At 43.9% G+C, this 26,076-nt stretch carries 21 protein-coding genes and 20 tRNA genes; 30 read left to right on the top strand and 11 right to left on the bottom strand.

Annotation, left to right across the window (positions count from 1 at the left end; translation table 11 throughout):
* Window positions 1–54 precede the first annotated feature (54 nt).
* Window positions 55–2,709 carry a beta-N-acetylhexosaminidase gene (locus AC3CID_RS03835; RefSeq protein WP_488526969.1) on the bottom strand — a complete coding sequence of 885 codons (2,655 nt, stop codon included), beginning with the start codon at window positions 2,707–2,709 and terminating at the stop codon, window positions 55–57.
* Window positions 2,710–3,113: 404 nt separating this feature from the next.
* Between AC3CID_RS03835 and AC3CID_RS03830 the strand changes: the two genes are divergently transcribed.
* Window positions 3,114–4,001 carry a TraB/GumN family protein gene (locus tag AC3CID_RS03830; protein ID WP_488526968.1) on the top strand — a complete coding sequence of 296 codons (888 nt, stop codon included), beginning with the start codon at window positions 3,114–3,116 and terminating at the stop codon, window positions 3,999–4,001.
* Between the two features lie 121 nt (window positions 4,002–4,122).
* Window positions 4,123–4,545 (top strand): hypothetical protein, encoded by a 423-nt coding sequence (locus AC3CID_RS03825; RefSeq protein ID WP_004736121.1) that lies wholly within the window; start codon window positions 4,123–4,125, stop codon window positions 4,543–4,545.
* Window positions 4,546–4,938: 393 nt separating this feature from the next.
* Here AC3CID_RS03825 and AC3CID_RS03820 read toward each other — a convergent pair.
* Window positions 4,939–5,015 (bottom strand) — tRNA-Pro (locus AC3CID_RS03820).
* A gap of 255 nt (window positions 5,016–5,270) precedes the next feature.
* On the opposite strand from AC3CID_RS03820, the gene AC3CID_RS03815 reads away from it, so the two are divergent.
* The 3 genes from AC3CID_RS03815 (at window position 5,271) to rluF (ending at window position 7,429) form a co-directional block, all read left to right on the top strand.
* Window positions 5,271–5,411, top strand: coding sequence for a DUF3149 domain-containing protein (locus AC3CID_RS03815; protein WP_004736246.1), 141 nt, complete (start codon window positions 5,271–5,273; stop codon window positions 5,409–5,411).
* 167 nt (window positions 5,412–5,578) lie between these two features.
* Entirely contained in the window at window positions 5,579–6,160 is a 582-nt protein-coding gene (gene smrA / locus AC3CID_RS03810; protein WP_017076135.1) for a DNA endonuclease SmrA, read from the top strand.
* A 174-nt stretch (window positions 6,161–6,334) separates the two neighbouring features.
* Window positions 6,335–7,429, top strand: a complete 1,095-nt coding sequence (gene rluF / locus AC3CID_RS03805) for a 23S rRNA pseudouridine(2604) synthase RluF (RefSeq protein ID WP_004736244.1) — start codon at window positions 6,335–6,337, stop codon at window positions 7,427–7,429.
* Between the two features lie 128 nt (window positions 7,430–7,557).
* Here the strand turns inward: rluF and ybaK are convergent, their stop codons facing one another.
* The 8 genes from ybaK to hemA all read right to left on the bottom strand — a co-directional run bounded on the left by ybaK (window position 7,558) and on the right by hemA (window position 15,948).
* Window positions 7,558–8,031, bottom strand: a complete 474-nt coding sequence (gene ybaK, locus AC3CID_RS03800; RefSeq protein ID WP_017076861.1) for a Cys-tRNA(Pro) deacylase — start codon at window positions 8,029–8,031, stop codon at window positions 7,558–7,560.
* Between the two features lie 118 nt (window positions 8,032–8,149).
* Window positions 8,150–9,811, bottom strand: a complete 1,662-nt coding sequence (gene ushA, locus AC3CID_RS03795; protein WP_004736242.1) for a bifunctional UDP-sugar hydrolase/5'-nucleotidase UshA — start codon at window positions 9,809–9,811, stop codon at window positions 8,150–8,152.
* A gap of 576 nt (window positions 9,812–10,387) precedes the next feature.
* The gene (gene kdsA, locus AC3CID_RS03790; protein WP_175400146.1) at window positions 10,388–11,242 is read right to left on the bottom strand and encodes a 3-deoxy-8-phosphooctulonate synthase; all 855 of its coding nucleotides are present in this window, start codon (window positions 11,240–11,242) and stop codon (window positions 10,388–10,390) included.
* A 22-nt stretch (window positions 11,243–11,264) separates the two neighbouring features.
* Window positions 11,265–12,074, bottom strand: a complete 810-nt coding sequence (locus AC3CID_RS03785; RefSeq protein WP_488526967.1) for a SirB1 family protein — start codon at window positions 12,072–12,074, stop codon at window positions 11,265–11,267.
* A gap of 27 nt (window positions 12,075–12,101) precedes the next feature.
* Window positions 12,102–12,485: a SirB2 family protein gene (locus AC3CID_RS03780; RefSeq protein ID WP_004736238.1), complete on the bottom strand. Its 384-nt coding sequence runs from the start codon at window positions 12,483–12,485 to the stop codon at window positions 12,102–12,104.
* A 208-nt stretch (window positions 12,486–12,693) separates the two neighbouring features.
* Window positions 12,694–13,566, bottom strand: a complete 873-nt coding sequence (prmC, locus tag AC3CID_RS03775; RefSeq protein WP_488526966.1) for a peptide chain release factor N(5)-glutamine methyltransferase — start codon at window positions 13,564–13,566, stop codon at window positions 12,694–12,696.
* Between the two features lie 5 nt (window positions 13,567–13,571).
* Window positions 13,572–14,660: a peptide chain release factor 1 gene (gene prfA, locus AC3CID_RS03770; protein WP_004736236.1), complete on the bottom strand. Its 1,089-nt coding sequence runs from the start codon at window positions 14,658–14,660 to the stop codon at window positions 13,572–13,574.
* A gap of 28 nt (window positions 14,661–14,688) precedes the next feature.
* Window positions 14,689–15,948 carry a glutamyl-tRNA reductase gene (gene hemA, locus AC3CID_RS03765; RefSeq protein ID WP_004736235.1) on the bottom strand — a complete coding sequence of 420 codons (1,260 nt, stop codon included), beginning with the start codon at window positions 15,946–15,948 and terminating at the stop codon, window positions 14,689–14,691.
* A gap of 160 nt (window positions 15,949–16,108) precedes the next feature.
* Here hemA and lolB point away from each other — a divergent pair, with 160 nt between their 5' ends.
* The 25 genes from lolB to AC3CID_RS03640 all read left to right on the top strand — a co-directional run bounded on the left by lolB (window position 16,109) and on the right by AC3CID_RS03640 (window position 24,589).
* Window positions 16,109–16,777 carry a lipoprotein insertase outer membrane protein LolB gene (lolB, locus tag AC3CID_RS03760; RefSeq protein ID WP_102497686.1) on the top strand — a complete coding sequence of 223 codons (669 nt, stop codon included), beginning with the start codon at window positions 16,109–16,111 and terminating at the stop codon, window positions 16,775–16,777.
* A complete protein-coding gene (gene ispE, locus AC3CID_RS03755) occupies window positions 16,774–17,649 on the top strand; it encodes a 4-(cytidine 5'-diphospho)-2-C-methyl-D-erythritol kinase (RefSeq protein ID WP_488526965.1) in 876 nt (291 codons plus the stop codon). Before lolB ends, ispE begins: the two co-directional genes overlap by 4 nt.
* A gap of 27 nt (window positions 17,650–17,676) precedes the next feature.
* On the top strand, window positions 17,677–18,621 hold the full coding sequence (locus tag AC3CID_RS03750) for a ribose-phosphate pyrophosphokinase (RefSeq protein WP_012603389.1): 945 nt from the start codon (window positions 17,677–17,679) through the stop codon (window positions 18,619–18,621).
* 224 nt (window positions 18,622–18,845) lie between these two features.
* Entirely contained in the window at window positions 18,846–19,436 is a 591-nt protein-coding gene (pth, locus tag AC3CID_RS03745; protein ID WP_010439162.1) for an aminoacyl-tRNA hydrolase, read from the top strand.
* A gap of 10 nt (window positions 19,437–19,446) precedes the next feature.
* On the top strand, window positions 19,447–20,538 hold the full coding sequence (ychF, locus tag AC3CID_RS03740) for a redox-regulated ATPase YchF (protein WP_026012356.1): 1,092 nt from the start codon (window positions 19,447–19,449) through the stop codon (window positions 20,536–20,538).
* A 280-nt stretch (window positions 20,539–20,818) separates the two neighbouring features.
* Window positions 20,819–20,895, top strand: a tRNA-Met gene (locus AC3CID_RS03735).
* Window positions 20,896–20,963: 68 nt separating this feature from the next.
* Window positions 20,964–21,048 (top strand) — tRNA-Leu (locus AC3CID_RS03730).
* 29 nt (window positions 21,049–21,077) lie between these two features.
* Window positions 21,078–21,152, top strand: a tRNA-Gln gene (locus AC3CID_RS03725).
* Between the two features lie 77 nt (window positions 21,153–21,229).
* Window positions 21,230–21,306 (top strand) — tRNA-Met (locus AC3CID_RS03720).
* A gap of 91 nt (window positions 21,307–21,397) precedes the next feature.
* Window positions 21,398–21,482: transfer RNA gene (locus AC3CID_RS03715), tRNA-Leu, on the top strand.
* Between the two features lie 29 nt (window positions 21,483–21,511).
* Window positions 21,512–21,586, top strand: a tRNA-Gln gene (locus AC3CID_RS03710).
* 87 nt (window positions 21,587–21,673) lie between these two features.
* A tRNA-Leu gene (locus tag AC3CID_RS03705) sits at window positions 21,674–21,758 on the top strand.
* Between the two features lie 51 nt (window positions 21,759–21,809).
* Window positions 21,810–21,886: transfer RNA gene (locus AC3CID_RS03700), tRNA-Met, on the top strand.
* A gap of 77 nt (window positions 21,887–21,963) precedes the next feature.
* Window positions 21,964–22,048: transfer RNA gene (locus tag AC3CID_RS03695), tRNA-Leu, on the top strand.
* Window positions 22,049–22,077: 29 nt separating this feature from the next.
* Window positions 22,078–22,152: transfer RNA gene (locus AC3CID_RS03690), tRNA-Gln, on the top strand.
* 68 nt (window positions 22,153–22,220) lie between these two features.
* A tRNA-Leu gene (locus AC3CID_RS03685) sits at window positions 22,221–22,305 on the top strand.
* 29 nt (window positions 22,306–22,334) lie between these two features.
* Window positions 22,335–22,409: transfer RNA gene (locus AC3CID_RS03680), tRNA-Gln, on the top strand.
* 68 nt (window positions 22,410–22,477) lie between these two features.
* Window positions 22,478–22,562 (top strand) — tRNA-Leu (locus AC3CID_RS03675).
* Between the two features lie 29 nt (window positions 22,563–22,591).
* A tRNA-Gln gene (locus AC3CID_RS03670) sits at window positions 22,592–22,666 on the top strand.
* 68 nt (window positions 22,667–22,734) lie between these two features.
* Window positions 22,735–22,819, top strand: a tRNA-Leu gene (locus AC3CID_RS03665).
* Between the two features lie 29 nt (window positions 22,820–22,848).
* Window positions 22,849–22,923, top strand: a tRNA-Gln gene (locus AC3CID_RS03660).
* Window positions 22,924–23,010: 87 nt separating this feature from the next.
* Window positions 23,011–23,095: transfer RNA gene (locus AC3CID_RS03655), tRNA-Leu, on the top strand.
* Between the two features lie 51 nt (window positions 23,096–23,146).
* Window positions 23,147–23,223: transfer RNA gene (locus AC3CID_RS03650), tRNA-Met, on the top strand.
* Between the two features lie 77 nt (window positions 23,224–23,300).
* Window positions 23,301–23,385, top strand: a tRNA-Leu gene (locus AC3CID_RS03645).
* Window positions 23,386–23,542: 157 nt separating this feature from the next.
* The gene (locus AC3CID_RS03640; RefSeq protein ID WP_488526964.1) at window positions 23,543–24,589 is read left to right on the top strand and encodes a lactonase family protein; all 1,047 of its coding nucleotides are present in this window, start codon (window positions 23,543–23,545) and stop codon (window positions 24,587–24,589) included.
* 71 nt (window positions 24,590–24,660) lie between these two features.
* Here AC3CID_RS03640 and AC3CID_RS03635 read toward each other — a convergent pair whose 3' ends face one another.
* The gene (locus AC3CID_RS03635; protein ID WP_488526963.1) at window positions 24,661–25,836 is read right to left on the bottom strand and encodes a 2-octaprenyl-3-methyl-6-methoxy-1,4-benzoquinol hydroxylase; all 1,176 of its coding nucleotides are present in this window, start codon (window positions 25,834–25,836) and stop codon (window positions 24,661–24,663) included.
* Between the last annotated feature and the right edge of the window lie 240 nt (window positions 25,837–26,076).

Here is a 26,076-nt window from a genome sequence, read left to right as displayed (position 1 = left end):
TTACCTTGAGTAAGATAATAACGAGGGAGCTCTTCTATTAATGTTGCTTATCGATTATTTAATTGAGGTTACTCGACTTACTTTCTCGCCACTTTCAGAGATAGAGCGGATGTAAGTTTCGCCTGAAACCGAAGGACGTTGTTGCTCATCGTACGTTAACCAGTTTTCGCCATCAGCAGAGTATTGCAGCTCTACGCCTGGGAATTGTACGTTCATCGCTAGCTTACCATCCACAACCTGAGCGCCCGGTACTGGAAGTCGGTAATCAATGCCCGCTTTCTCAAGCTTAGCCAGTTCACGTTGACCAACAATATTCGCGAATCGATTAAAGTCGCTGTTTAAAGACTGCTTATTTACTAGGTCGGTATCTTGAGAGTATTCAACGCCAACTTTGTAGTCGTTTTCCCAATCCGCTCTGTGCCATGCGCGCTCTGCTGCCGCAAGTACGCGAGGGAACACCATGTATTCATACTGCTCGTCGGTACGTACTGTTTCAGACCAAAGCTGTGCAGACAAACCGTAGAAAGGTTTTGCTTCAATCTCGCCTTTACCAGTGAAGCCATTGCCGTCACGGTCTAATGAGGTTTCCGCGTTTTGTGGCATGTTTTCTGGTGCGAAGCCAAACATCTTACGAGTATCCGTTGCGCGCGTTGCCCAGTAGTAACCGCGCTCTGCTGCGTCTACTTCGTATGGCATATCCATGTATACGTAATCTGGGTTAGAGACAATCACGTCATAACCTTTCGCTGACCAGTCATACACTGATGAAGTTCCGCCCCAGTAAAGAACGTCCCAGAAGTTAACGCGAGTCGTTTCAGTAGCGAAGCCAGATTCACCCTCTTCCACATACTTCAAGCCATCTTGCCAAGCTTGGAAATGAGGAATGCCTTTATCTGCAACAATTTTTGATACTTCTTTTGCAAAGTAGCCAGGCAGGTGACCAAAATCACTCACCGAACCGTCAGCAATCAAAGACTGACATTGTGGAGACTGTTGGAATGGTTTGTCTTGCTTGTCTAGCTCAATGTTACCTTTCCATGCCACTTTGTCTTGAGCATCAACATCTTGAAAGCCTGCGCCTAGCTTGATGTTTTTCGCTTCATCACCACCAAAATGCCAAGTCGTTAGCGGCATACCCGCTTCATTGTGCATTGCTGCAATTTCAGTAATCACTTTATCAACAAAGCGAGTCGATGATTCCATGCATGGGTTGATGAAGCTGTGCTTATCGTAGAACTGAATAGTCGTCACGTTTGAAGTATCTTGTGGATCCATCAAGCGATATTCACTTGCTTCAGCTTCTTTGCCTTCCGCCATTAGGCGAGTGTAACGCGCTTCCATTGATACCACAGCAGAACGAGCGTGTGCTGGCATATCAATTTCTGGAATTACTTCGATGCTGCGCGCTTTTGCGTAACTTAAGATCTCGACGTAATCCGCTTTACTAAAGAAACCAGAGCCAAAGTTGTCTGTTGTTGGACCTGAACCTAGCTGAGGCAGTAAACAGCTTTGCTCTTCCAAATCAAAACAACGATTAGACCCTACATCCGTTAGCTCTGGTAAACCTGGGATTTCTAAACGCCAGCCTTCATCATCTGTTAAGTGAAGGTGCAGTTTATTCATCTTGTATGCCGCCATTTGATCTAGCGTTGCTAGGATGGCATCTTTTGAGTGGAAGTTTCGAGCAACATCAACCATCACACCACGGTAATCGAAACGTGGCGCATCTTTGATCGACAGTTGTGGTAATGATTCAGCGTTCTGACTGTCTATTAGGCCAAAAATAGACTGAACTGCGTAGAAAGCACCTGTTTTATCAAACGCTTTAATCGCAATCCCCTCTTCCGAGATGCTTAGTTCATAAGCGCCAGATTTCGCCAAATCACCCGTAAACTGAGTAGGAACAACAGCAACACTAACAGGTAGGTCGCCACTCACATCTACGTTTACCACATCTGCACGTTCTTCAATTGCCGCGAACTGCTCAGCATCAAATGCCTCTTTCGGTAGTGCAATACCACCAGCAATGCTCACTGAACCTTCGCCCGCTTCTACCGACATCGGTGTTGGTAGTAGAGTTGTTGATACATCTTGTGTTGCTAGATCAGCATTCTTTTCAAAGCGAGTAACCGCGGTTGCCATTACATTGTTGTCATCAGGAGTGCGCTTAAGGTTGTTACCCTCTAGACCTGTCACAAACGACGCGACATCTTCAGTATTCAATGAAGCAATCATCTTAGGTTCTGCGTTTGGCGCGGTTACGAATGCACCCGGCATAAAGTCGGTTTCAAACAGTTGCCAATATTCACTCGTCAACGGAAGAATCACTTCTTCACCAGCCGCAAAACCATCGAACTTATCTGTAGGCTCTAGTTTGTGTAGGTCACCCGTTACACGAGTGATTTTAAATTGTTCGTTATCAACATCTAAAATAAGGCGAATACTGTGGAAGTAGATAGTCCAATCTTTCGAGTCAATCGCTTCACCGTCATTGCTCAGAGTCATGTTCACTTTGTTACATGATGCCCACTCTGCGCCTAAATCCTGACAAGCCATGCCTTCGTTTGCGCCGTGGTTCGTCAAAATTTCATATTGCACATCAAGGTTATCCGCCAGTGCATTAACAACCCGTTGCTCAGGTGCTTGCGTTACGGCACAACCCGATAAACCAGCTAATACCGCGACAGATAGTAAGTTTCTTTTCAACATCGTATTCACCCATAAATTAAAAATCGAGTCAGAAGCAAAGTGGAGCGCTTCGAAAGTTAGATAAACTATATGGGCTTATTTTTTACCGTGAATTAAATCAAGTTAATAAAGTGATCAGCTTCAAATCTCAAAATTTGCGATAAAATTAATTACATAAAAATCATTAAGTTAGAATCGACGGCACTTCCGTCAGTTTTATTTTGACGTAAAAATTGAGAAATGAATCACAATCTTTTTAACGGATTTCATAAAATCGTGTCGTTGTTACTGAGAAAGGTTTAAGAGTTTGTTGGCGTTGTTATACTTTTCGTACAAACAACGTGACATCGTTCTCAAAAAAAACCGTTAAAAAACACCGTCAAAATCGATTTTAACGAGTTTAAGACTTCCTAAAGGAGCTCCCTTTGCGCCCATTCTTATACATGGTTTTATTCGTTCTCGCTTTTTCAGCTAGGCAAGCAGTCGCCGAGCCCCTTTATTGGCAAGCAAAAAAGGATGAACTGACACTCACTATCTTAGGTTCCGTGCACGTAGGGGACGAGAGTATGTACCCACTTCCTTCAGCGATCATCAACGCGCTAAAAAACAGTGATGGGTTAGTTATCGAAACGGATATCAGAAAGTCTGATGGCGTTGTATATCCCCACAACAAACTCACTACAGCCGATGTGCTCAATGAAGAACAACTGCAATTATTAACCGACATATCAAAATCGTTGGATATGCCGACGCAACAACTGCTCAGCTCACCGCCTTGGGCGACTTCTCTCTCCATTCAGATGCAGCAGCTAAAAAACCTTGGTTATGGCTCCGCCGGCGGCGTTGATGCGACGCTAGCTTACAAAGCGACTATCCAAGATATTCCGGTTATCAGTTTAGAGCCACTACAATTCCAAATAGACCTGATGACAAAACAAAAGGATGACGGTAAGGAATGGTTAGTCAGTAGCCTTGAGGAATTTGACCAAACTGATCATGTGGTTCATTGCCTAATTGAAAGCTGGAAAGCGGGTGATTTAGCGAAGCTGGAAGCCTTCGCAGAGCTGTCTGAGATGTCGCTTGAACTCGAGAAAGCATTCTTAACTGATCGCAATATCGACTGGGCAAACAAGCTATCCGCCAATGATTGGAAACTCGATTCAAATGGGAATTATTTGATCGTGGTTGGCGCCTTGCACCTAGTTGGCGAAGGTAACCTTTTGCAGTTGTTAAAAGAGAAAGGTTTTAATGTCACTCAACAATCACAAAGCCAACAGGCTCAGTGTCAATTTGAGGTTAGTGACGACAACTAACTAAATTTGAGACCATGACCTTCTCATAATATAACCATTACCTAATAACAGAATCATTACATTTAATAGCACCATAACGGTGCTATTATCTTTCGCTCTTTTTATACACGGTGTTGTTCTCATGAAACCAGTTCTCTTCGCTTTACCTTTAGCTCTCTTGATCCTGATGCCCACGACAGCCTCTGCCAGAGAAACTTGTACCATCGAACAATTTCAAGCCATCGACATTCAGCCAGATACAAAAGGCGGCGTGCTAGATAAAGAAAGCGGACAGTTTTTGATTACTGAAAAGCCACCCATGCGATGCGCAAATATTACGTTCACGACGTCTACGACACGCAACCGTATCGCAAGCCAAATGAATGGTAATTTTGAAGCAAGCTTTTACGATGGCAAGACAGGTAACTCTCACTCGGTGACCTTTAACGAAGATGAAGTACAGGCAGGTTACATTCGAATTGGTCCAAATAATCCTGTTGAAGCGTATGTTTGCTTTGTTACCTCAGAGACACCAATCAAGAACATTACTTGTGATGTGAAGTAAACAGATTTGGGGCGGGCTTATTGAGTCAATCCTTTTCTCTATGCGGGATGTTTAGAACAACAAGAGATTCCCGACTCGCTCCTTCGTCACTCTAGGGAATGACGCACATACCAAAATGCAAAAAAGTCGTAGCCCTTCTCTATAATAAATGGTCTACGGCTTCTTTAATGTGGCGTTGAAGAGCTTATTTTGAACATCAGACGAACCTCACTTAGGTTCAAACCCCATTTCCCATACCCTGAAACGACGAAAGCCTGCTCATTGAGCAGGCTTTCTTTAATACGGTCAGTGAAGAGCTTGTTTTGAACATCAGGCGAACCCGTTGACCAAGTGATTATCTTTATCCTGAAACGCAAAAAAGCCGTAGCATTTCTGCTACGGCTTTCTTTAATGTGGTCGGTGAAGAGGGATTCGAACCCCCGACCCTCTGGTCCCAAACCAGATGCGCTACCAAGCTGCGCTATTCACCGAGATATCTAACTGGCTGATTGCCTGTCGATGAAGCGTATAATACGGATTCTGAATTTATGCGCAAGAGCTTTTTTCACTCTTTTTTACAATATCGAATCGTTCGAACAAAAGACGTACAACCTAACGGCTGATGTGACGAAAAACACACACTCAACAACAAGTATTTAACTTATGAAACAGGATTGATCCAGATCAGTGAATTGATAACGCTAATTAATACACTGAGCCATGTCATATAACTTTGAGGTATACACATGGACTTTTGGCTAGAACTCCTATTTGGTAATGCAGTGGGGCTATCTTCAATGATAGTAATATTCGGGGCTCTGGGTCTCATGATGTTTTATGGAGGCTTCTTCATCTACAAAGTTATGACTGAGAAATCTCCTCACTAGAATCGCTCAGCCTAAGTCATCTACTTTTAAGTATCATTTTCTTTGGGTGGATGTAAAAACGCTTTGCACCGGAGCAGACTTATTGTCTTCTCCGGTTTTTTCATTTTTAAACCCGGCCTCAACTTAGGTATACTTACCCTATCCTTCTCCAACTTGAGATACACACTATGTCTCATGATGACGACTTAGATCTATTCCAAGAAATGATGGGCGATGTTAAACGTATCGACCATGACACCGCCGAACACCAGAAAGTACACCGAGTCACAGAATCTCACCTTGCTAAGCGTGAAGCCGCTATGTGGCTGTCTGACGACGAGAAAGATTACTTATCATTAGACTACTCACCAATGATCAAGCCAGACGACGTCATTGCTTACAAGAAAGATGGTGTACAAGAAGGCGTATACAAAAAGCTGCGCTTAGGCAAATACCCTATTCAAGCCAAACTCGACCTTCATAGGAAAACACTGAAAGACGCTCGTAACGAAGTACTCTCATTTTTACGCCAGTGTTTAAGAATGGATGTTCGCACAGTTATCATTGTTCACGGTAAAGGTGAGCGCTCGAACCCACCAGCAATGATGAAAAGCTACGTGGCGAATTGGCTCACGCAAATTAACGACGTTCAATGTGTTCACTCTGCTCAGCAATTTCACGGTGGTACCGGCGCGGTCTATGTCATGCTCAGAAAGAGTAATGAGAAAAAGTTAGAGAATAGGGAGCGCCATCAAAAACGCACCAGTTAATTGGTTTATTGTAGATAGGTAGGTAGCAATTTAGCATCAAGATCGATATTTCGTGCCTAGACTCACACCAAGTGCTAAAATTGCCCTCAGTTAACGAATCCCAACTCAAAGCAACTATCATAAGGTTGCTTTTTGTTTATCTATATTTCCGTTGTGAAACGCTAAGAGAATATCATGTCACAAGAATCCCAAGCTAAACGCCTTAATAAATACATCAGTGAAACTGGTTTTTGCTCACGCCGCGAAGCCGACAAACTGATAGATGCAGGCCGAGTTACTATTAATGGCAAGATCCCTGAGATGGGAACGAAAGTATTGCCCGGTGATGATGTTGAGATCGACAACAAACCAGTACGTTCAAAAGAAAAGCCGATCTACATTGCTCTTAATAAACCAACAGGCATCACCTGTACTACTGAACGTGATATTCCTGGCAACATCGTCGACTTTATCGGCCACCACAAACGTATTTTCCCTATTGGTCGTCTAGATAAGCCTTCTGATGGTCTTATCTTCTTGACCAACGATGGCGACATCGTAAACAAAATCCTACGTGCAGGTAACAACCACGAGAAAGAATACGTGGTGCGTGTAGATAAGCCGATTACGACTGAGTTCTTGAAGCAAATGGGTGCTGGCGTTCATATTCTCGATACTGTTACCTTGCCATGTAAGGTCGAGAAAGAAACCAAATTTTCGTTCCGAATCACACTAACGCAAGGCCTTAACCGTCAGATTCGCCGTATGTGTGAAGCATTGGGTTACGAGGTATTTAAGCTGCGCCGTGTTCGTATTATGAACATCTCATTAGACGGTATTCCTAACGGGAAATGGCGCTACCTGAGCGACGAAGAGATCACTGAAATTTTAGCGATGTGTGAAGGCTCTGTAAGTACTGAAGATGCATCAAAAATGAACGCGAAAGGTCAACGCATTCGCAAGGCGACAGACGCAAAACTTTTTGATAGCCGTGAAGAAAACCAAACTTCCACAGCGCGCCGTAATCAAAACGAGAACCGTACTCGCACCTATCGCGGTAATAATGCGGATGAATTCCGTCATGCGCCTAACTCGAAACGTGGCCGTAACTCATCGAATGGTGAAAGCGGTGGCAATACCGAGAACTGGAAATCGAACTCTCGTTCAGAGCGTTCTAATTCAGATAGAAACAGTTCTGATCGCACCCGCACAGATCGCAACAATAACGATCGTCGAAGCGGTAAGCCTGCACCGAAGCGTGTTGGTGGTACTTTAGGTCTGAAGAAGTAGTCATAATTCGTCCTCAATGTACAAGCACATTTCAGGATAGACACTCAATATAAAAGCGCCCGCTAGGTTAATCCTAGCGGGCGTTTTTGTTTGTCATTCGGTAGTTGTATCATCATGACAACGACAATCTATAAACATAGATCAGCAAACTGACCGCGAGTCAGTAGCGCTAAGTCTTTCGGGTCGAGTTCAATTTCTAGCCCGCGCTTCCCTGCACTCACGCATATCGTTTCAAAATCTGTCGCGCTGGAATGAACAAAGGTAGGCAAGGCTTTTTTCTGACCAAGAGGGCTGATCCCACCCACCACATAACCCGTGGTTTTCTGAGCAATATCAGGGTTCGCCATCTCTGCTTTTTTGCCTTTTGCCGCTTTTGCCGCAAGCTTCAGGTTTAGCTTCTGATCAACGGGAATAACGGCAACAGCTAAATCTTTAGCGACGCCATTCAAACAGAACAAAAGCGTTTTAAATACACGTTTGGGATCTTGACCAAGCGCTTCAACGGCTTCTAATCCATAATTCGTGTTATTCGCATCGTGGTGATATTGATGCACGCTATGAGCGATTTTCTTTTTCTTGGCGAGATTGATTGCAGGGGTCATAACAAATCCAAACGATAGATAAACAAAAAGCGACGCCGAGGCGTCGCTTTAGTTAAATTTATCATGGTGCTAGAGTCAATCTAATTTAGCACCTATTGACTCTATCAACTGGGTTTAATTACTTGTAAACCATTTGACCAGAAGGTGCGTACTTGTTCACGTCAACTGGGCTATTCGCTTCTAGGTACTCTTTCAGTACTTCAGCATCAACAAAACCTGTGTTCACGTAACCAGGGTGATCTGACAGTTTAGGGTAACCGTCGCCACCAGCCGCGTTGAAGCTTGGCACTGTGAAACGGTATGTTTCGTCTAAACGAAGCTGTTTGCCACCGATGAATACATTCGATACTTCACCGTTTGCTACTGTCATTGAAATGCCAGCGAACTGCGCGTAAGCACCAGAATCGATTGGTTTCGTCGCCACAACGTTTAGGTAATCTAGAACTTCTTTACCTGTCATGTCTGTGTAAGTCAGGATGTTTGCAAAAGGTTGTACCTTCAGTACATCTTTGTAAGTGACATTGCCCGCTTCAATTGAGTCACGAACGCCACCAGAGTTCATCACAGCGAAGTCTGCTTGTGCACGCTCCATGTGAGAAGTCGCAATCAAACGACCTAGGTTAGTTTGTTGGAAACGCACCACGTTACGATCGCCTTCAAGCTTGCCATTTGTCTCAGCAATTTGAACTTCTAGCTGTGCTTGACCTTGCTCTTGGAAAGGACGTAGGAATTCAAGCAACTCTGGATCTTGTGCGATCTCATCTTGAATAAGAACACGTTGCTTCTTACCGTCAATCTTAACTTTCTTCTTAAGGTTAACTGGAACCAGATCGTAGCTCACCATCTCTAGCTCGCCGTTACGGAATTCGTAATCAGCACGACCTACGTACTTGCCCCACTCGTGAGCTTGAACAATGTAGGTACCGTTCTGTACGTCTGGTTTACACTCATCACCCGGCTTGAAGTTTTTCTTCGCAACGTTAGGGCCTTCCATACATACAGGCTCTTGAGAGTGACCACCAACGATCATGTCTAGGTCGCCTTCGTTAAGGTAACGAGCAAGTGCTACATCACCCGGTGCATTAACACCACGTTGGCCGTTTTCGTAGTGACCCATGTGAGTCACAGCGAAGATTAAGTCTGGCTTCTCTGTTTCTTTAAGTTCAGCGATCAGCTTCTTCGCTTCTTCTTTAGGGTCGCGGAAGTCAATGCTCGCGATGAACTCAGGGTTACCGATTTTTGCCGTATCTTCAGTGGTTAGACCGATAACCGCAATCTTGATACCTTGCTTTTCAAACATCTCGTAAGCTTGGAACTTGCGTTCACCTGTTGCTTTGTCATAGATGTTTGCAGATAGCATTGGGAAGTTAGCCCAGTCGATCTGTTTTTGTAGTACGTCTAATGAGTTATCAAACTCGTGGTTACCCAATGCCATTGCATCGTAACCAATTTTATTCATACCTTTGAAATCAGGTTCTGCATCCTGAAGATCTGACTCTGGCACACCAGTGTTGATGTCACCACCAGATAGAAGCAACACGCTACCGCCTTCTGCTTCAACTTCAGCACGAAGTTGGTCAACAAGCGTTTTACGCGCAGACATGCCGTATTCACCGTATTTGTTCTGCCAAAAACGACCATGGTTGTCGTTAGTGTGTAGAACCGTTAGCTTGTAAGTTTCGTCTTGGTTCCAATCTTGAGTTGATTGAGACGCACACCCAGCTAGAGTAGCTAGGATTGCAGCACTTAGTGCTGTCTTTAGAATAAGGCGTTGCTTCATTGTCATACCTTTGAACTTTTTAGGGGAATCCACTGCTTTTTATAATCTATTGCGACCCCTTTCCTGGAGTTCGAACAATAAGACTTCAACATGACTAATCTTAAATTAACATTCTAGATGTAACACGACGATTTCATATTTATGTCGAATTGGTCACGCATAGATCGGCAGTTAAGTGTAACAAAATTATGAGATTACACTCAAACTTCCCCTGCATCACAGGCAATCGTTTACTTATAAAGTGTGATGAACATCAGTAATTTACTATAAACAGGACAGACCTCACACACCTATACCACTTTATTAGGGAATCAGAGGTTCTGTTAACAAAGAATTAATCATCTGCCGTTGATTAGTACTCTGAAAAACAGGTTAGCTAACGACTACACAACTTAGTCATCGAAAAGCAACTTTGTCATCGTCAAAATAGGCCGAGGCTTCAGTGAACTGAACGGATGTCCCGTTAAAAAAAAACGCCCAACTCTAAGAGTTGGGCGTTTATCTTATGCTGTTAAATAACCACTTAAACTCACTAACATTAGCGATTTAATGCTCGTTATTTAGCATCAGCCAAAGCTATTTGATATCGATGTGGTCGAAGCCTTTGATAAGATCATCAAGTGCTTTCATCTGCTTCAAGAATGGTTCTAGTTTATCTAGAGGTAGCGCCGATGGGCCATCACAGCGTGCTTGATCTGGGTTAGGGTGAGCCTCAAGAAACAGACCAGCAATACCCGTCGCAATGCCCGCTTTAGCTAGTTCAACCGTTTGCTCACGACGACCACCAGAGGCAGCACCTGATGGATCACGCATTTGAAGCGCGTGAGTCACATCAAAGATGATTGGGCTGCCGTTTGATGATTTTTTCATTACACCGAAACCAAGCATATCAACAACTAAGTTGTCATAACCCATGCAAGAACCACGTTCACAAAGAATGATATTGTCGTTGCCACACTCAGCAAACTTATCAACGATATTACCCACTTGATCTGGGCTCATGAACTGAGGCTTCTTCACGTTGATTACAGCACCGGTCTTAGCCATCGCTTCAACAAGGTCAGTTTGACGAGCAAGAAACGCTGGAAGCTGAATTACATCAACCACATCTGCAACAGGCTGAGCTTGTGCTTCTGTGTGGATATCAGTAATGATCTTCACGCCAAAAGTATCTTTCAGTTCTTGGAAGATTTTAAGACCTTCTTCCATACCTGGACCACGGTATGAGTGAACTGAGCTGCGGTTTGCTTTATCGAAAGACGCCTTAAATACGTAAGGGATGCCCAACTTCTCTGTGACTTTCACGTAATGCTCACAGATCTGCATTGCTAGATCGCGAGATTCAAGAACATTCATGCCTGCAAATAGCGTAAATGGCTTGTCGTTAGCAATTGGCATATCACCAATGTGAACTGTTTTCTGTTCCATCATATTCTCTCTAAATAATTATTAATTAGTGAACAACCACTGTCTTTTCGTTCATGAAGTTCACTTGAGATTTCAGTAACTCAGATGCAGGGTCATCTGGGCATTGGTCGATAAAGTATTGATAGTCCGTTGCTGCAACTTGATGACAGTCTAGCTGCTGATAAATAAAGCCACGGTCACGAATTTCGTACGGATCATCCGGCACAAACGTTAACGCAAGATCAGTACACTTCAATGCAAGCGTATAACGCTCTTCTCGCAATAATGCACTTTTCAATAAAGCCAACCACTTACCAATAATTGTTGGGTGGTCGGCAACCTCTAAGTGTTCCGCTTTCACCTTAGCGAGTGGGCCATCATGTCCGATTAACCAAGCTCGTAAAGTTTGCACGCCAACATACTCACCGTTGTAAGGATTAATATAGACGGCTGCTTGCCCGTACCAACTCACTTTAAGCAGAAACTGAGTCGGAAAAGAGACACCCTCTACAGGAAAGCCTAGCTTGCGACCAAGAAAAAGGAAGATTGCCCCAAGACTGACAGGGATCCCTTTCTTTCTCTCAAGTACTTTATCGATAAACGCGTTTTCCGATGAGAAATAAGCGTCTTTATCGCCAGCAAAACCCCACTCGTAAAAGAATAGTCGAATAAAAGATTCAAACTTCTGTTGCTCGTCGGTTTCATTAACCAAAGCAAACTCAGCGTCTTTTAACAATCTTGCGAGTTCTTGCTCAGCCCAGCTGTCTTGAGTTTCTGGGTTAATCGCTTTATTTAAGATCAATGCACCTTCAGCTAACTCTAGCTGGTCAAAGTCTTCATCAAAAAATTCGTACATACGTAACTAACCGAAATAAGGAGATAATTAACCGAAAAATGTTGGTGTCTTCGTCATTGCGATTTTGCCTGCCATTGCTAGCCAGCCTAGAGCGCCAAAGAATGAAAAAACTCTCAATAGCTTGTTCTTACCTAACTTAAGCGCAAAGAAGCCCAGTGCGATGTAAGCCATTACACAGGTCAGTTTTTCAGTTAACCATGGTGCCGCTGGTGTAAATGGAATAAAACCAGTAATAAAAATCAAACCAATACCCGATAGCAGCAGCAACGAGTCATTGATATGAGGGAAACGCTGCAAGAAAGGATGCTTAAGCTTTGGTGAGTTAACCATCATCAGAGCGAAACGAATCGAAAGAAGTAGCGCGCTTATAGCAATCGTTAGTAGGTGAAAATGTTTTAAACCTTCGTACATGGTATTCCTTTATATTTTTATATGTGTTTTCGTTAACACGAGCCAAACAATACCCGTTAATGCCCTGTAGTTCTGCGTTAATTCTCTGTATTTCCGCGTTAAGTGCATTATCGAGTTAAGTGTATTGTCGAGTTAAAGGTATCAATTTAGCAAGTTCATCATCTATTGCTCACAAGATGATTAACAGCAGCCTATGAGCAACCACTATCTATGAACAGTAACGACCCAATGTCACTCGGTCATTACCACCGTAATCTTTTTCTGTAACCACATCCAAGTAGCCCAGCTGTTGCATTATCTCACGTACCGCCAAGCCTTGGTCATAGCCGTGTTCAAACGCTAGCCAGCCTTCGTTTTCTAAAAAACCGCGTGCGTTTTCAGAGATGTATCGAATATCAGCTAAACCTTTCTCTTCAGCAACTAACGCTGTGATCGGTTCAAAACGCACATCACCTTGAGATAAATGAGGGTCATTCTTCTCAATGTAAGGTGGGTTCGAGACAATCAACGAGAACTTCACAGCTTCTTCTTCAGAATTCACCGAGTTCAAAGGCTCAAACCAACTGCCATGTAAAAAAGTGGCGTTAGTGATATTTAATCGCTGAGCGTTTTCTGTAGCAAGTTGCTGCGCTTCAGGGCGAAGATCAATACCCGTCACTAGTCGATTCGGCATTTCAGACGCCAATGCTAACGCGATAGCACCTGTACCTGTGCCTAAATCGAGAATCGCACCTTGCTTGCCATACGTTTTGTCTAACGCCACTTCAACCAAACGCTCGGTATCCGGCCGTGGGATTAAAGTAGAAGGAGAGACTTTTAACGGCAGCGACCAAAACTCACGTTCACCAACAATGTAAGCCACAGGCTCACCGGTTAAGCGACGTTTTAGAAGGGTATGGAATTCGGATTCTTGTTCTGAAGTGAGGTGCTTCTCAGGCCAAGTCAGTAGGTAAGATCTAGGTTTATCTAAAGCGTGACAAAGCAGTACCGCAGCATCAATCGAGGGCGATGTGTTATCGCCCTCTTGAAGCTGTACGATTGCTGACTTTAAAGCACTTTCAACCGTATATGCTGACTGCATAGTAATTAGTTGTGCTCAGCAAGTGCTGCTAGTTGATCGGCTTGGTGCTCTTGTAGAACAGGATCAAGCAGGCTTTGCATATCACCTTCCAGAACTTCGTTCAGGCGGTAGATAGTTAAGTTGATGCGGTGATCAGAAACACGACCTTGAGGGTAGTTGTACGTACGAATACGGTCACTACGGTCACCAGAACCTAATAGGTTACGACGTGTATCTGAAATCGCGGCAGCACGACGCTCTTCTTCAGCTTGAACGATACGAGCCGCAAGAACAGCCATCGCTTTCGCTTTGTTTTTATGCTGAGAACGCTCGTCTTGACACTCTACTACTGTACCTGTTGGTAAGTGAGTAATACGGATTGCTGAATCCGTGGTGTTAACGTGCTGACCACCCGCGCCTGATGCACGGAAAGTATCAATCTTAAGGTCACCCGCTTTGATCTCTGGAAGATCTGCTTCTGGGATCTCAGGCATAACCGCAACGGTACAAGCTGATGTATGAACACGACCTTGAGATTCAGTCTCAGGTACACGTTGTACACGGTGACCGCCAGACTCGAACTTCATTGTGCCGTAAACAGCGTCGCCACTTATTTTAGCGATCATCTCTTTAAAGCCGCCCTGCTCTGAAACATTGCTGCTCATCACCTCAACGCGCCAACCTTTTTTCTCGGCAAATCTAGAGTACATGCGGAAAAGGTTACCCGCAAAAATACCCGCTTCATCACCACCAGCACCGGCACGAATCTCTAAGAAACAGTTACGTTCATCGTTTGGATCTTTTGGAATCAGAAGAATTTGCAGCTCATCAGTCAGACGTTCAATATTCGCTTTCGCATCTTTGATCTCTTCTTGAGCCATTTCGCGCATTTCTGCGTCGTCTTCATTTGCCATCTCTTCAGCAGCTTCTAAATCTTCTTGAGCTTGCTGGTATGATTTGAAGCACCCCGTCACCTCTTCTAATTGAGAATACTCTTTTGACAAGGCACGGAATTTGTCTTGATTCCCAAGTACACCGGGATCACCAAGTAGATGTTGAACTTCTTCATAGCGTTCAACAAGTGTTTCAAGCTTTATTAGAATCGAGGCTTTCATAATGTCTTATTCTGTTGGAGGTCGAATATTATTGAGGGTTTTCTAAGCCCAAACTCTGTCTAATGACCATTAATTTTGCAGGTTCTCCTTGCTCAGCTGCACTTTGAAGTGCACGCGTTGGAGCATGGATCAATTTGTTTGTGAGCTTATTACTCAGCTCAAGTAAGACTTTCTCAGGGTCACCGCCAGCGGCAAGTGATTGTAAACTCTTACTTAATAAATCTTCTCGGATTTCATTGGCCGATTTACGGTAATCACGAATACTGTCTACCGCTTGCAGTGAACGCATCCAACTCATAAACGCGGCGCTTTCTTCACTAACTATTGCTTCAGCTTGAATCGCTTCTACTTTTCGTTGTTCAATATTGCCATCAACGATCGACTGCAAATCGTCAACGGAATATAGGTAAGCATCATTCAGATCGCCGACCTGAGATTCCACATCACGAGGAACCGCAATATCAACCAACAACATAGGTTGATGTTTTCTTGTCTTCAGTGCGGTTTCAACCATGCCCTTACCGATGATAGGTAACGGACTCGCAGTTGAGCTGATCACGATATCCGCTCTATGCAAATGGTCAGGAATCTCATTCAGACTGATCACTTCAGCACCAAACTCTTCAGCTAGCCCTAAAGCACGCTCACGAGTTCGGTTAGCCACTATCATCTTGGTGCAGCCATTCGCAGAAAGGTGTTTAGCCACCAATTCAATCGTCTCACCCGCACCAACCAATAACACTGTTGAATCGGCAATCGACTCAAAGATGTGTTTAGCTAACGTACAGGCTGCGTAAGCAACGGACACCGCGCTTCCGCCAATTTCAGTTTCGGTTCGAACACGCTTGGCGACAGAAAATGATTTCTGGAACAGTTTTTCCATTGAAGCATCAACAGATTTGTTCTCTCGCGAATCGGTGTAAGCCTGTTTTACCTGACCAAGAATTTGCGGCTCGCCCAAAACCAGAGAGTCCAAACCACAAGCAACGCGCATTAAGTGCTTAATCGCGGCTTGCTCTTCATGGATGTAGATGCTCGGTTTTAATTCTTCAGGGCTAACTTGATGAAATACAGACAGCCAATCGATCAACTTGTTTTTTGCCACGCCTTTGACGTCACAATACACTTCAGTTCGATTACAGGTAGAAAGTATGACACTTCCATTTACGTGTGCATTTGCGTTAAGTTGCTTGAGTGCCTCAGATAATTTATCTGGACCAAAAGCGACTTTTTCTCGCAATTCAACCGACGCTGTATTGTGATTGATACCTACGGCAAGCAAAGACATGTATCAGAAGTTCTCGATCAGGGAATGGAAACAAGGGGCGAATTTTACTTGATGCATGGCTCTATTTAAAGAGCAAGCGGGATTTGTTTTCCTGACTTCGTGAATTCAATGCTATAGTTGAGACGTTTTTTAGATAAATTTGAACAAGTTGTGAGCAAATATGAGCAAGCTTCGTAAAATCACGTCTCTTATTTTTATAACCATAATTATGGTGGGTTGCTCGTCTATCCCAGAACAACCGACCAGCGTCGAGTGGCAAAGTCACCAAGATCGGCTTTTACAGATAGAAAACTATCAAGCCTCAGGCAAGCTCGCTTACATTTCTCCAGAGCAACGCCAAAGCCTAAATTTCATTTGGAAGCATTCACCAAATCAGAGTCAATTGAGGCTCACTACTTTCCTTGGTCAAACCGCCTTGAACCTCACAATTGACAGTTCGGGTGCCAAGGTAGTCACTTATGATGATAAGGTGTTCACTCACGCAAGTGCATCTGTATTGGTCGAGCAACTTACTGGATTACAGATTCCCATTGACCATCTACCACAATGGTTCCTTGGCATTCCAGACCAAGCCGATAGCTACCAATTGAACACCACCAACACGCTTGAATCTCTCACCAAACAAGTTAGCAACCAACTATGGACACTGAATTTTGATAACTATCGAAATACAGAGATGCCGAGTAAACTATTATCTGGTGAAGACAACAAGAACTCTAGTGAAGACAACACTAAGGTAGAGACAATCCCACTCCCTACTCGATTGTCATTCAAGCAAGACGAGAACAAAATCAACATTGTAGTTTCGAAGTGGACACTGAAAAAATGATAACAACGCCAACCCACTGGCCTTCTCCGGCTAAACTGAATTTATTTCTTTATATCACAGGTCGACGTGACAATGGTTATCACGAACTTCAGACCTTATTTCAGTTTGTCGAGTTTGGCGATGAACTGACGGTTAGTTCAAATCAAGAAACCAGTGCGATCACAATAACCCCTGAAATCCCAGGTGTTGCACTGGAAGATAATCTGATTTGGAAAGCCGCCACTGCTCTTCAACAATATACATCGACGACTTTCGGTGCGGATATTGAGTTAAAGAAAGTGCTTCCTATGGGAGGTGGCATTGGTGGAGGTTCTTCAAATGCCGCAACCGTGTTGGTCGCTCTCAACCATTTATGGCAACTCAACCTGTGCGATGATCAGTTAGCAGAGATTGGCTTAAAGCTTGGTGCAGACGTTCCGGTCTTCGTTCGAGGCCACGCCGCCTTTGCTGAAGGTGTTGGTGAGCAATTACAACCCGCTAATCCGGATGAGAAATGGTATCTCGTTGTTAAACCTCAAGTGAGCATAGCAACTGTAGACATATTCACACATTCAGAATTAACTCGAAATACGCCGAAGCGAGCACTATCAACGCTTCTAGAGCAAGAATACGTAAACGATTGCGAAAAAATTGTGCGAATGCTGTACCCAGAGGTTGATAAGCAACTTTCATGGCTGCTACAATACGCGCCGTCGAGATTGACTGGTACTGGTTCGTGCGTTTTTGCTGAATTTAGCAGCAAAAAAGAAGCCGAATCGGTGCTAGAGCAACTGTCTGACACAGTTTCCGCGTTTATCGCTAAGGGACGAAACATTTCGCCTTTAAAAGAAACTTTGGCTGAATACCAATCAGCCCACCCACAATCTATTTAAAACTGGACGCAACCCGAGGTTTCCACCGTGCCTGATATGAAGCTATTTGCTGGTAACGCAACACCTGAACTAGCCCAACGTATTGCTGATCGTCTATACATCTCTCTTGGAGATGCTACTGTAGACCGTTTTTCTGATGGCGAAGTCGCTGTACAAATCAATGAAAACGTTCGTGGTAGCGATGTATTCCTGATTCAATCAACTTGTGCACCAACCAATGACAACCTTATGGAATTGGTGGTAATGATTGACGCAATGCGCCGTGCTTCTGCTGGCCGTATTACTGCTGTAATCCCTTACTTCGGTTATGCCCGTCAAGATCGTCGTGTACGTTCTGCTCGTGTGCCTATTACTGCAAAAGTTGTTGCAGATTTCCTTTCTAACGTTGGTGTTGACCGCGTTTTGACTATCGACCTACACGCAGAGCAAATCCAAGGCTTCTTCGATGTACCTGTTGATAACATTTTCGGTACTCCAGTTCTTCTAGAAGACATGGCTAACCGTGGCCTAGAAAACCCAGTTGTGGTTTCTCCAGACCTTGGTGGTGTTGTACGTGCTCGTGCTACAGCTAAAGCGCTAGGTGATGTTGACATCGCTATCGTTGATAAGCGTCGTCCACGTGCTAACGTTTCTGAAGTAATGAACCTAATCGGTGATGTTGAAGGTCGTGACTGTGTTATCGTTGATGACATGATCGATACTGGTGGCACACTATGTAAAGCAGCTGAAGCGCTTAAAGAGCGCGGTGCTAAGCGTGTATTCGCTTACGCAACTCACGCTGTATTCTCTGGTACTGCTGCAGAAAACATCCGTAACTCAGTTCTAGACCAAGTTATTGTTACAGATTCAATCAAGCTTTCTCCAGAGATGGCTGCGACAGGCAAAGTGACTGAGCTAAGCCTTTCTCGCATGCTTGCTGAAGCAATTCGCCGCATCAGCAACGAAGAATCAATCTCAGCGATGTTTAACTAATCAAAGCTCTATAGCTTTGTTTTAGAAAAGCTTTGTTTTAGAAACTCGTGAGAGAGACATATTAAGCACTTCATTGAATGAAGTGCTTTTTTTATGTCTAACCAATATTAAGCCGCAATTCACCACAGTCAGGAATCATCGTGTTGCTATCAGCTAGCTCGCACCTTTTTCATAAACTGTGATATCATACGGCGCTTTTTGAAATCCCAAGAGAGATCCATACCTTGAGCCAACAAATAAAACTTCTCGTTGGACTGGCTAATCCAGGTCCAGAATACGCCAAAACTCGCCACAATGCGGGTGCTTGGGTAGTTGAAGAATTAGCGCGTGTACATAACGTGACACTAAAGAACGAACCAAAGTTCTTTGGCCTAACGGGTCGTATCATGGTTCATGGTGAAGATCTTCGCTTGCTGATCCCAACGACTTTTATGAACTTGTCAGGCAAAGCTGTTGCTGCCTTAGCAAAGTTCTACCAAATTAAACCAGAAGAGATCATGGTGGCTCACGATGAGTTAGATCTTCCTCCAGGTATTGGAAAGTTTAAAAAAGGTGGTGGTCATGGTGGACATAATGGTCTGAAAGACATCATCAGCAAGCAGGGTAACAATAAAGAATTCTATCGTCTTAGATTAGGCATTGGCCATCCAGGACACAAAGATAAAGTTGCAGGTTATGTATTAGGCAAAGCTCCTGCGAAAGAGCAAGAGTGTATCGAGGCTGTCGTTGACGAATCGGTTCGTAGCCTAGACATCTTATTAAAAGATGGCCTACCAAAAGCACAAAATCGCTTACATACGTTCAAAGCAGAATAAGGTTTATATCATGGGTTTTAAATGTGGCATCGTTGGTCTACCAAACGTTGGTAAGTCAACTCTGTTTAACGCACTGACTAAAGCAGGCATCGAAGCAGCAAACTTTCCATTTTGTACAATCGAACCAAACACAGGTATCGTTCCGGTTCCAGATCTACGCTTAGATGCATTAGCAAAAATTGTTAATCCACAGAAGATCCTTCCAACGACAATGGAATTCGTAGATATCGCAGGCCTAGTTGCTGGCGCATCTAAAGGTGAAGGTCTAGGTAACAAGTTCCTAGCTAACATCCGCGAAACTGATGCTATCGGTCACGTTGTACGCTGCTTTGAAAACGAAAACATCGTTCACGTTTCTGGCAAGGTCTCTCCAATCGAAGATATCGAAGTGATCAACCTTGAGCTTGCTCTTGCCGATCTAGATAGTTGTGAACGTGCAATCTTCCGTAATGCTAAAAAAGCAAAAGGCGGAGATAAAGACGCTAAATTTGAAACTACAGTTCTTGAAAAGCTTCTACCTATCCTAACTGAAGGTGGTATGGCTCGTACTGTTGAACTTGGCAAAGAAGAAGTAGCAGCAATCGACTACCTTAACTTCCTAACGCTTAAGCCAACAATGTACATTGCAAACGTTGCTGAAGATGGTTTTGAAAACAACCCTTACCTAGACGCCGTTCGCGAATATGCAGAAAAAGAGAACAACGTTGTTGTTGCTGTGTGTGCTGCAATCGAATCTGAACTTTCTGAGCTTGACGATGAAGATCGTGAAGAGTTCCTAGCTGACATGGGCATCGAAGAACCAGGCCTTAACCGAGTGATCCGCTCTGGTTACGAGCTACTGACTCTTCAAACTTACTTTACTGCCGGTGTTAAAGAAGTTCGTGCTTGGACTATTCCTATCGGTGCAACAGCACCGCAAGCAGCTGGTAAGATCCACACCGACTTCGAGAAAGGTTTCATCCGTGCAGAAGTAGTTGGCTACGAACATTTCATCGAATTTGGCGGTGAAAGCGGAGCAAAAGATGCCGGTAAATGGCGTCTTGAAGGCAAAGAATACATCGTTAAAGATGGTGACGTAGTTCACTTCCGCTTCAACGTATAATTCTGATTAAACATCTAGAAAAAAGGCCAGTGAATTCACTGGCCTTTTTGTTTTCCCCCTTTAGAAATAGCCCCACATCCAAAACTTAACTTCCTATATATATCGCCTTTTAGACCTGTTTTTTGTCGACAAATACACCTCTTTGCCTAAAAAGAAACCGAACAGATGTTTATTCGCGATTTATTCAAAAAAAAAGTTGACGGGTTTCGCTCAACTCCGCATAATGCGCCCCGTTCACAACGAAGCGGCAACGTCTCGAAATGAGCAACAATTTGGAAATGGCTACTTAGCTCAGTTGGTTAGAGCACATCACTCATAATGATGGGGTCGCAGGTTCGAATCCCGCAGTAGCCACCATTTCCTAAGCACTCTGTTTGTTATTAAACATCTGTCTCTTAACAACAAAGAGTTTTTAGGAAAGTAAAGCGGTCGTGGCGGAATTGGTAGACGCACCAGATTTAGGTTCTGGCGCCGAGAGGTGTGAGAGTTCAAGTCTCTCCGACCGCACCATATTGAGATATCTTAATTGATATCATTGTTGGGCTATCGCCAAGCGGTAAGGCACTGGCTTTTGATGCCAGCATTCCCTGGTTCGAATCCAGGTAGCCCAGCCACAATTTAAAGTGTAATTATCTTTAAAAAGATAATGGCATTGGAAGCGAGATTATATTATATTACTTCGCTCTCAGATGGCTACTTAGCTCAGTTGGTTAGAGCACATCACTCATAATGATGGGGTCGCAGGTTCGAATCCCGCAGTAGCCACCATTCTTTCTTTATGAAAGAAGAACAAACAACGTTACTTAGACAAACCATAAGTCTTCTTAACTATACTCTTCGCTAGAGTAAAAGCTTTGCTGCGGTCGTGGCGGAATTGGTAGACGCACCAGATTTAGGTTCTGGCGCCGAGAGGTGTGAGAGTTCAAGTCTCTCCGACCGCACCATTATTTAGATGTCTTAATTGACACCCTGTTGGGCTATCGCCAAGCGGTAAGGCACTGGCTTTTGATGCCAGCATTCCCTGGTTCGAATCCAGGTAGCCCAGCCATTACAACGTTACTTAGACAAACCATAAGTCTTCTTAACTATATACTCTTCGCTAGGCTCTTTGCTTAGTTGAGAGGAAAGCTTTGCTGCGGTCGTGGCGGAATTGGTAGACGCACCAGATTTAGGTTCTGGCGCCGAGAGGTGTGAGAGTTCAAGTCTCTCCGACCGCACCATTATTTCTCTTTAATTAGAGATAAAATAGTGAATACATAAAATTCATTATTGGCTACTTAGCTCAGTTGGTTAGAGCACATCACTCATAATGATGGGGTCGCAGGTTCGAATCCCGCAGTAGCCACCATTCTTTCTTTATGAAAGAAAAAGTACAAACAACGTTATATTGAATCACCAATGTCGATATAACTATAAAGATTTGCTGCGGTCGTGGCGGAATTGGTAGACGCACCAGATTTAGGTTCTGGCGCCGAGAGGTGTGAGAGTTCAAGTCTCTCCGACCGCACCATTATTTAGATATCTTAAATGATATCCTGTTGGGCTATCGCCAAGCGGTAAGGCACTGGCTTTTGATGCCAGCATTCCCTGGTTCGAATCCAGGTAGCCCAGCCACTACAACGTTACTTAGACAAACCATAAGTCTTCTTAACTATACTCTTCGCTAGAGTAAAAGCTTTGCTGCGGTCGTGGCGGAATTGGTAGACGCACCAGATTTAGGTTCTGGCGCCGAGAGGTGTGAGAGTTCAAGTCTCTCCGACCGCACCATTATTTAGATATCTTAAATGATATCCTGTTGGGCTATCGCCAAGCGGTAAGGCACTGGCTTTTGATGCCAGCATTCCCTGGTTCGAATCCAGGTAGCCCAGCCACTACAACGTTACTTAGACAAACCATAAGTCTTCTTAACTATACTCTTCGCTAGAGTAAAAGCTTTGCTGCGGTCGTGGCGGAATTGGTAGACGCACCAGATTTAGGTTCTGGCGCCGAGAGGTGTGAGAGTTCAAGTCTCTCCGACCGCACCATTATTTAGATGTCTTAATTGATATCCTGTTGGGCTATCGCCAAGCGGTAAGGCACTGGCTTTTGATGCCAGCATTCCCTGGTTCGAATCCAGGTAGCCCAGCCACTACAACGTTACTTAGACAAACCATAAGTCTTCTTAACTATACTCTTCGCTAGAGTAAAAGCTTTGCTGCGGTCGTGGCGGAATTGGTAGACGCACCAGATTTAGGTTCTGGCGCCGAGAGGTGTGAGAGTTCAAGTCTCTCCGACCGCACCATTATTTAGATGTCTTAATTGATATCCTGTTGGGCTATCGCCAAGCGGTAAGGCACTGGCTTTTGATGCCAGCATTCCCTGGTTCGAATCCAGGTAGCCCAGCCATTACAACGTTACTTAGACAAACCATAAGTCTTCTTAACTATATACTCTTCGCTAAGCTCTTTGCTTAGTAGAGAGGACAGCTTTGCTGCGGTCGTGGCGGAATTGGTAGACGCACCAGATTTAGGTTCTGGCGCCGAGAGGTGTGAGAGTTCAAGTCTCTCCGACCGCACCATTATTTCTCTTTAATTAGAGATAAAATAGTGAATACATAAAATTCATTATTGGCTACTTAGCTCAGTTGGTTAGAGCACATCACTCATAATGATGGGGTCGCAGGTTCGAATCCCGCAGTAGCCACCATTCTTTCTTTATGAAAGAAAAAGTACAAACAACGTTATATTGAATCACCAATGTCGATATAACTATAAAGATTTGCTGCGGTCGTGGCGGAATTGGTAGACGCACCAGATTTAGGTTCTGGCGCCGAGAGGTGTGAGAGTTCAAGTCTCTCCGACCGCACCATCATTGAATAGAACCCAGCTTTTTAGCTGGGTTTTGTTTTATCTGGAATATGTAAATCTGCAAGCCAAGTCACCAAGTATTCTCTTCTATAACCTCACTTTTACTGCGATTTTATTAGACAATGTCTGCTCCATTTCCTAACTGAGTATGACTACCTATGAAAACCCTCCCTTTAACGATCGGTTGCTACACAGATTCGCCAAGTAATAGCCAAGGTGTCTATCAAACTCAGTTAGATCTAGAGACGGGAACGCTGTTACCTTTAGAGCTTATTGCCGAATGTCATAACCCCTCTTTTATCACCGCGACAAAGTCTGGAATCTATACAGCAGCTGAGGTTGAGCAAAAGAAACAACCGAAGCTCATTCATATACCTAATGTTGACTCACAAATCACGTCCAATACAGGCCTCATCTCGGGGGATCACCCCTGCCACGTTGCGATAGATCCCCACAATAAGTTTGCTATTACATCGCAATACTCGTCAGGGACATTCGATATCTTTAGTTTAAGTATCAATGGTAATATCGATAAACGACTCAAAACACTCAAAATGGTTGGCTCAGGGCCGAACAAAGAAAGACAAACTGGCCCACATGCTCATCAAAGCCTTTTCCTGAATAACTCTCCGCAGTTTGTTACCGTCGATCTCGGAGCCGATCGAATCAACTTCTATTGCTTCGACGAAGAACAAGAAGAATTCCTTGATGAGCCAATGCAGTCTATTAAAGTGCCAGCAGGGAATGGACCTCGTCACCTAGTCTTTAACCAAGCTGAAGATAAAGCCTATGTGGTGTGTGAGCTCTCGGAAACGATATTGATTTTGGAGAAGTCTTTAGGGCTGTGGAATATTGTGGAAGAGGTTGACGCACTTCCTAATACGGAGAAAGGAGAAGCCGCGGCTGCAATTAAGCTATCGCCAGATGAGCAATTCCTTTACGTATCTTGCCGACATCAATCAAGAATCAGTTGTTTTCGAATAGATTCAACTACTCAAAAGCTCATATTTATGGACAGTTACGATATTGAAGGCAAGTTCCCTCGCGACTTTCATATCACTAATGACGGACAATGGCTTATCTCCGCAAACCAGCACTCCAACAACCTCACGTCATTCAAACGAAATGTTGAAGATGGCTCTCTGACCTATACCGGTTACTCGTTAGACCTTGATGCACCAGTTTGTGTCACTCAGCAACAATAAGCATTACAACAAAAACAAAAAAGGAGAGCATCGGCTCTCCTTCTCTATATAAACAATCTGATCTAACCGTTTTAAAGGCCCAAGGCGTATTTCAAGACTTGAGCTTTAATCGGCCCTGAGTTTTCTGCTAACTTTAGTGCAGCATTGCGGACAAACTTTAACGGGCCAATGTCATTACTGAACGTTTTATAGAAGAAGTCCATGCCACTCTGCATCATTAAGTTGTCACATCTTCTCATCACTTCATAGCGTCTTGCTACAGATTGATTCAATTCGCCTTTTTCATTGGTGACATCCAATAGTACTGAAACATCTTTAAAGCCCAAGTTGACGCCCTGCCCTGCTAAAGGGTTAATCGTATGCGCTGAATCACCGACTAAAATACAATTATTCTTCGAGTATGATTGAGCATGACGTCGTGTCAGAGGAAAAGATCCAGAATTCAATACTTTGATATCACCTAGCTCTTTAGGAAAGTTAGCGAGTACTTCATTACGCAGCTTTTCAGGGCTCATCGATGATAATTGTTTTATACGAGATGGGGAGTCATACCAAACCAACGATCCCTGCCCGACTTCTTGACCGTCAGAGGTTAGAGAACACAATGGCAAAAATGAACGAGGACCACTTGGTAGGAATTGCTGCCAAGTAATATCTTGTTGAGGCTGTTCGGTTTCGACATTGATAAGCATGCAGTGCTGTCGGTAATCCCAAGCTGTAATGCCAATTCCAGCTTGCTGACGAACGGCTGAGTTCGCGCCATCAGCACCAACCACCCACTTCGCTGATAACTCAGCTCCTGATTGAAGCTTAACGATATTGGTCTCACCAAACTCAATCTCATCCAGCTTTTCTGGGCATAACAGTTCGAGATTGTCGTAGGCATCAAATTGAGACCATAATCCTAGTTGAATGAGCCTATTCTCAACAATATAGCCTAGACGAGGCAGATCCAGTGATGCAGCATCAAATCGAGTACGACACTCTGGATGCTCCCACGTTTCTAAACGCTTGTAAGAACAGACGCGCATCGCTGCGATACTTTGCCACGCACCAAGACCTTCAAGTAAATCGACCGATGCTTGAGAAATCGCAGACACACGAGTATCCATCGCTTGTAACTCATCAAAAGCTTGTGGGGCAAAACCTTCGATCACCGCAACACTCAGCCCTTGCTTTGCAAAGCCGACCGCTGTTGCTGCGCCAACCATGCCGCCACCGACTACCACAATATCGTAACTGTTCATATTTTGTACTTATCAGTTTGATTCTTTGACTGTTTTTGATTGTACTTTTTCATAACTAACTTGTAACCAAAAACCTTATTCGAAAAAAGGGTTATCCCTTATGGTATATGGCGTTAACAATAATAAAAACCACTACATAAGAGATTTGTTCAGACTACTAGTCAGTCGGTTTTGAAACCAGTACAATACGCCGCTTGCCGCTAGAGCCAGTCATAAAATTGAATACCGAATTATGACAAA

This window comes from Vibrio sp. QJM3NY_21, assembly GCF_057785975.1.
Note: the sequence above shows the minus strand (reverse complement) of the source record. Positions and strands in the feature narration are given on the sequence as shown.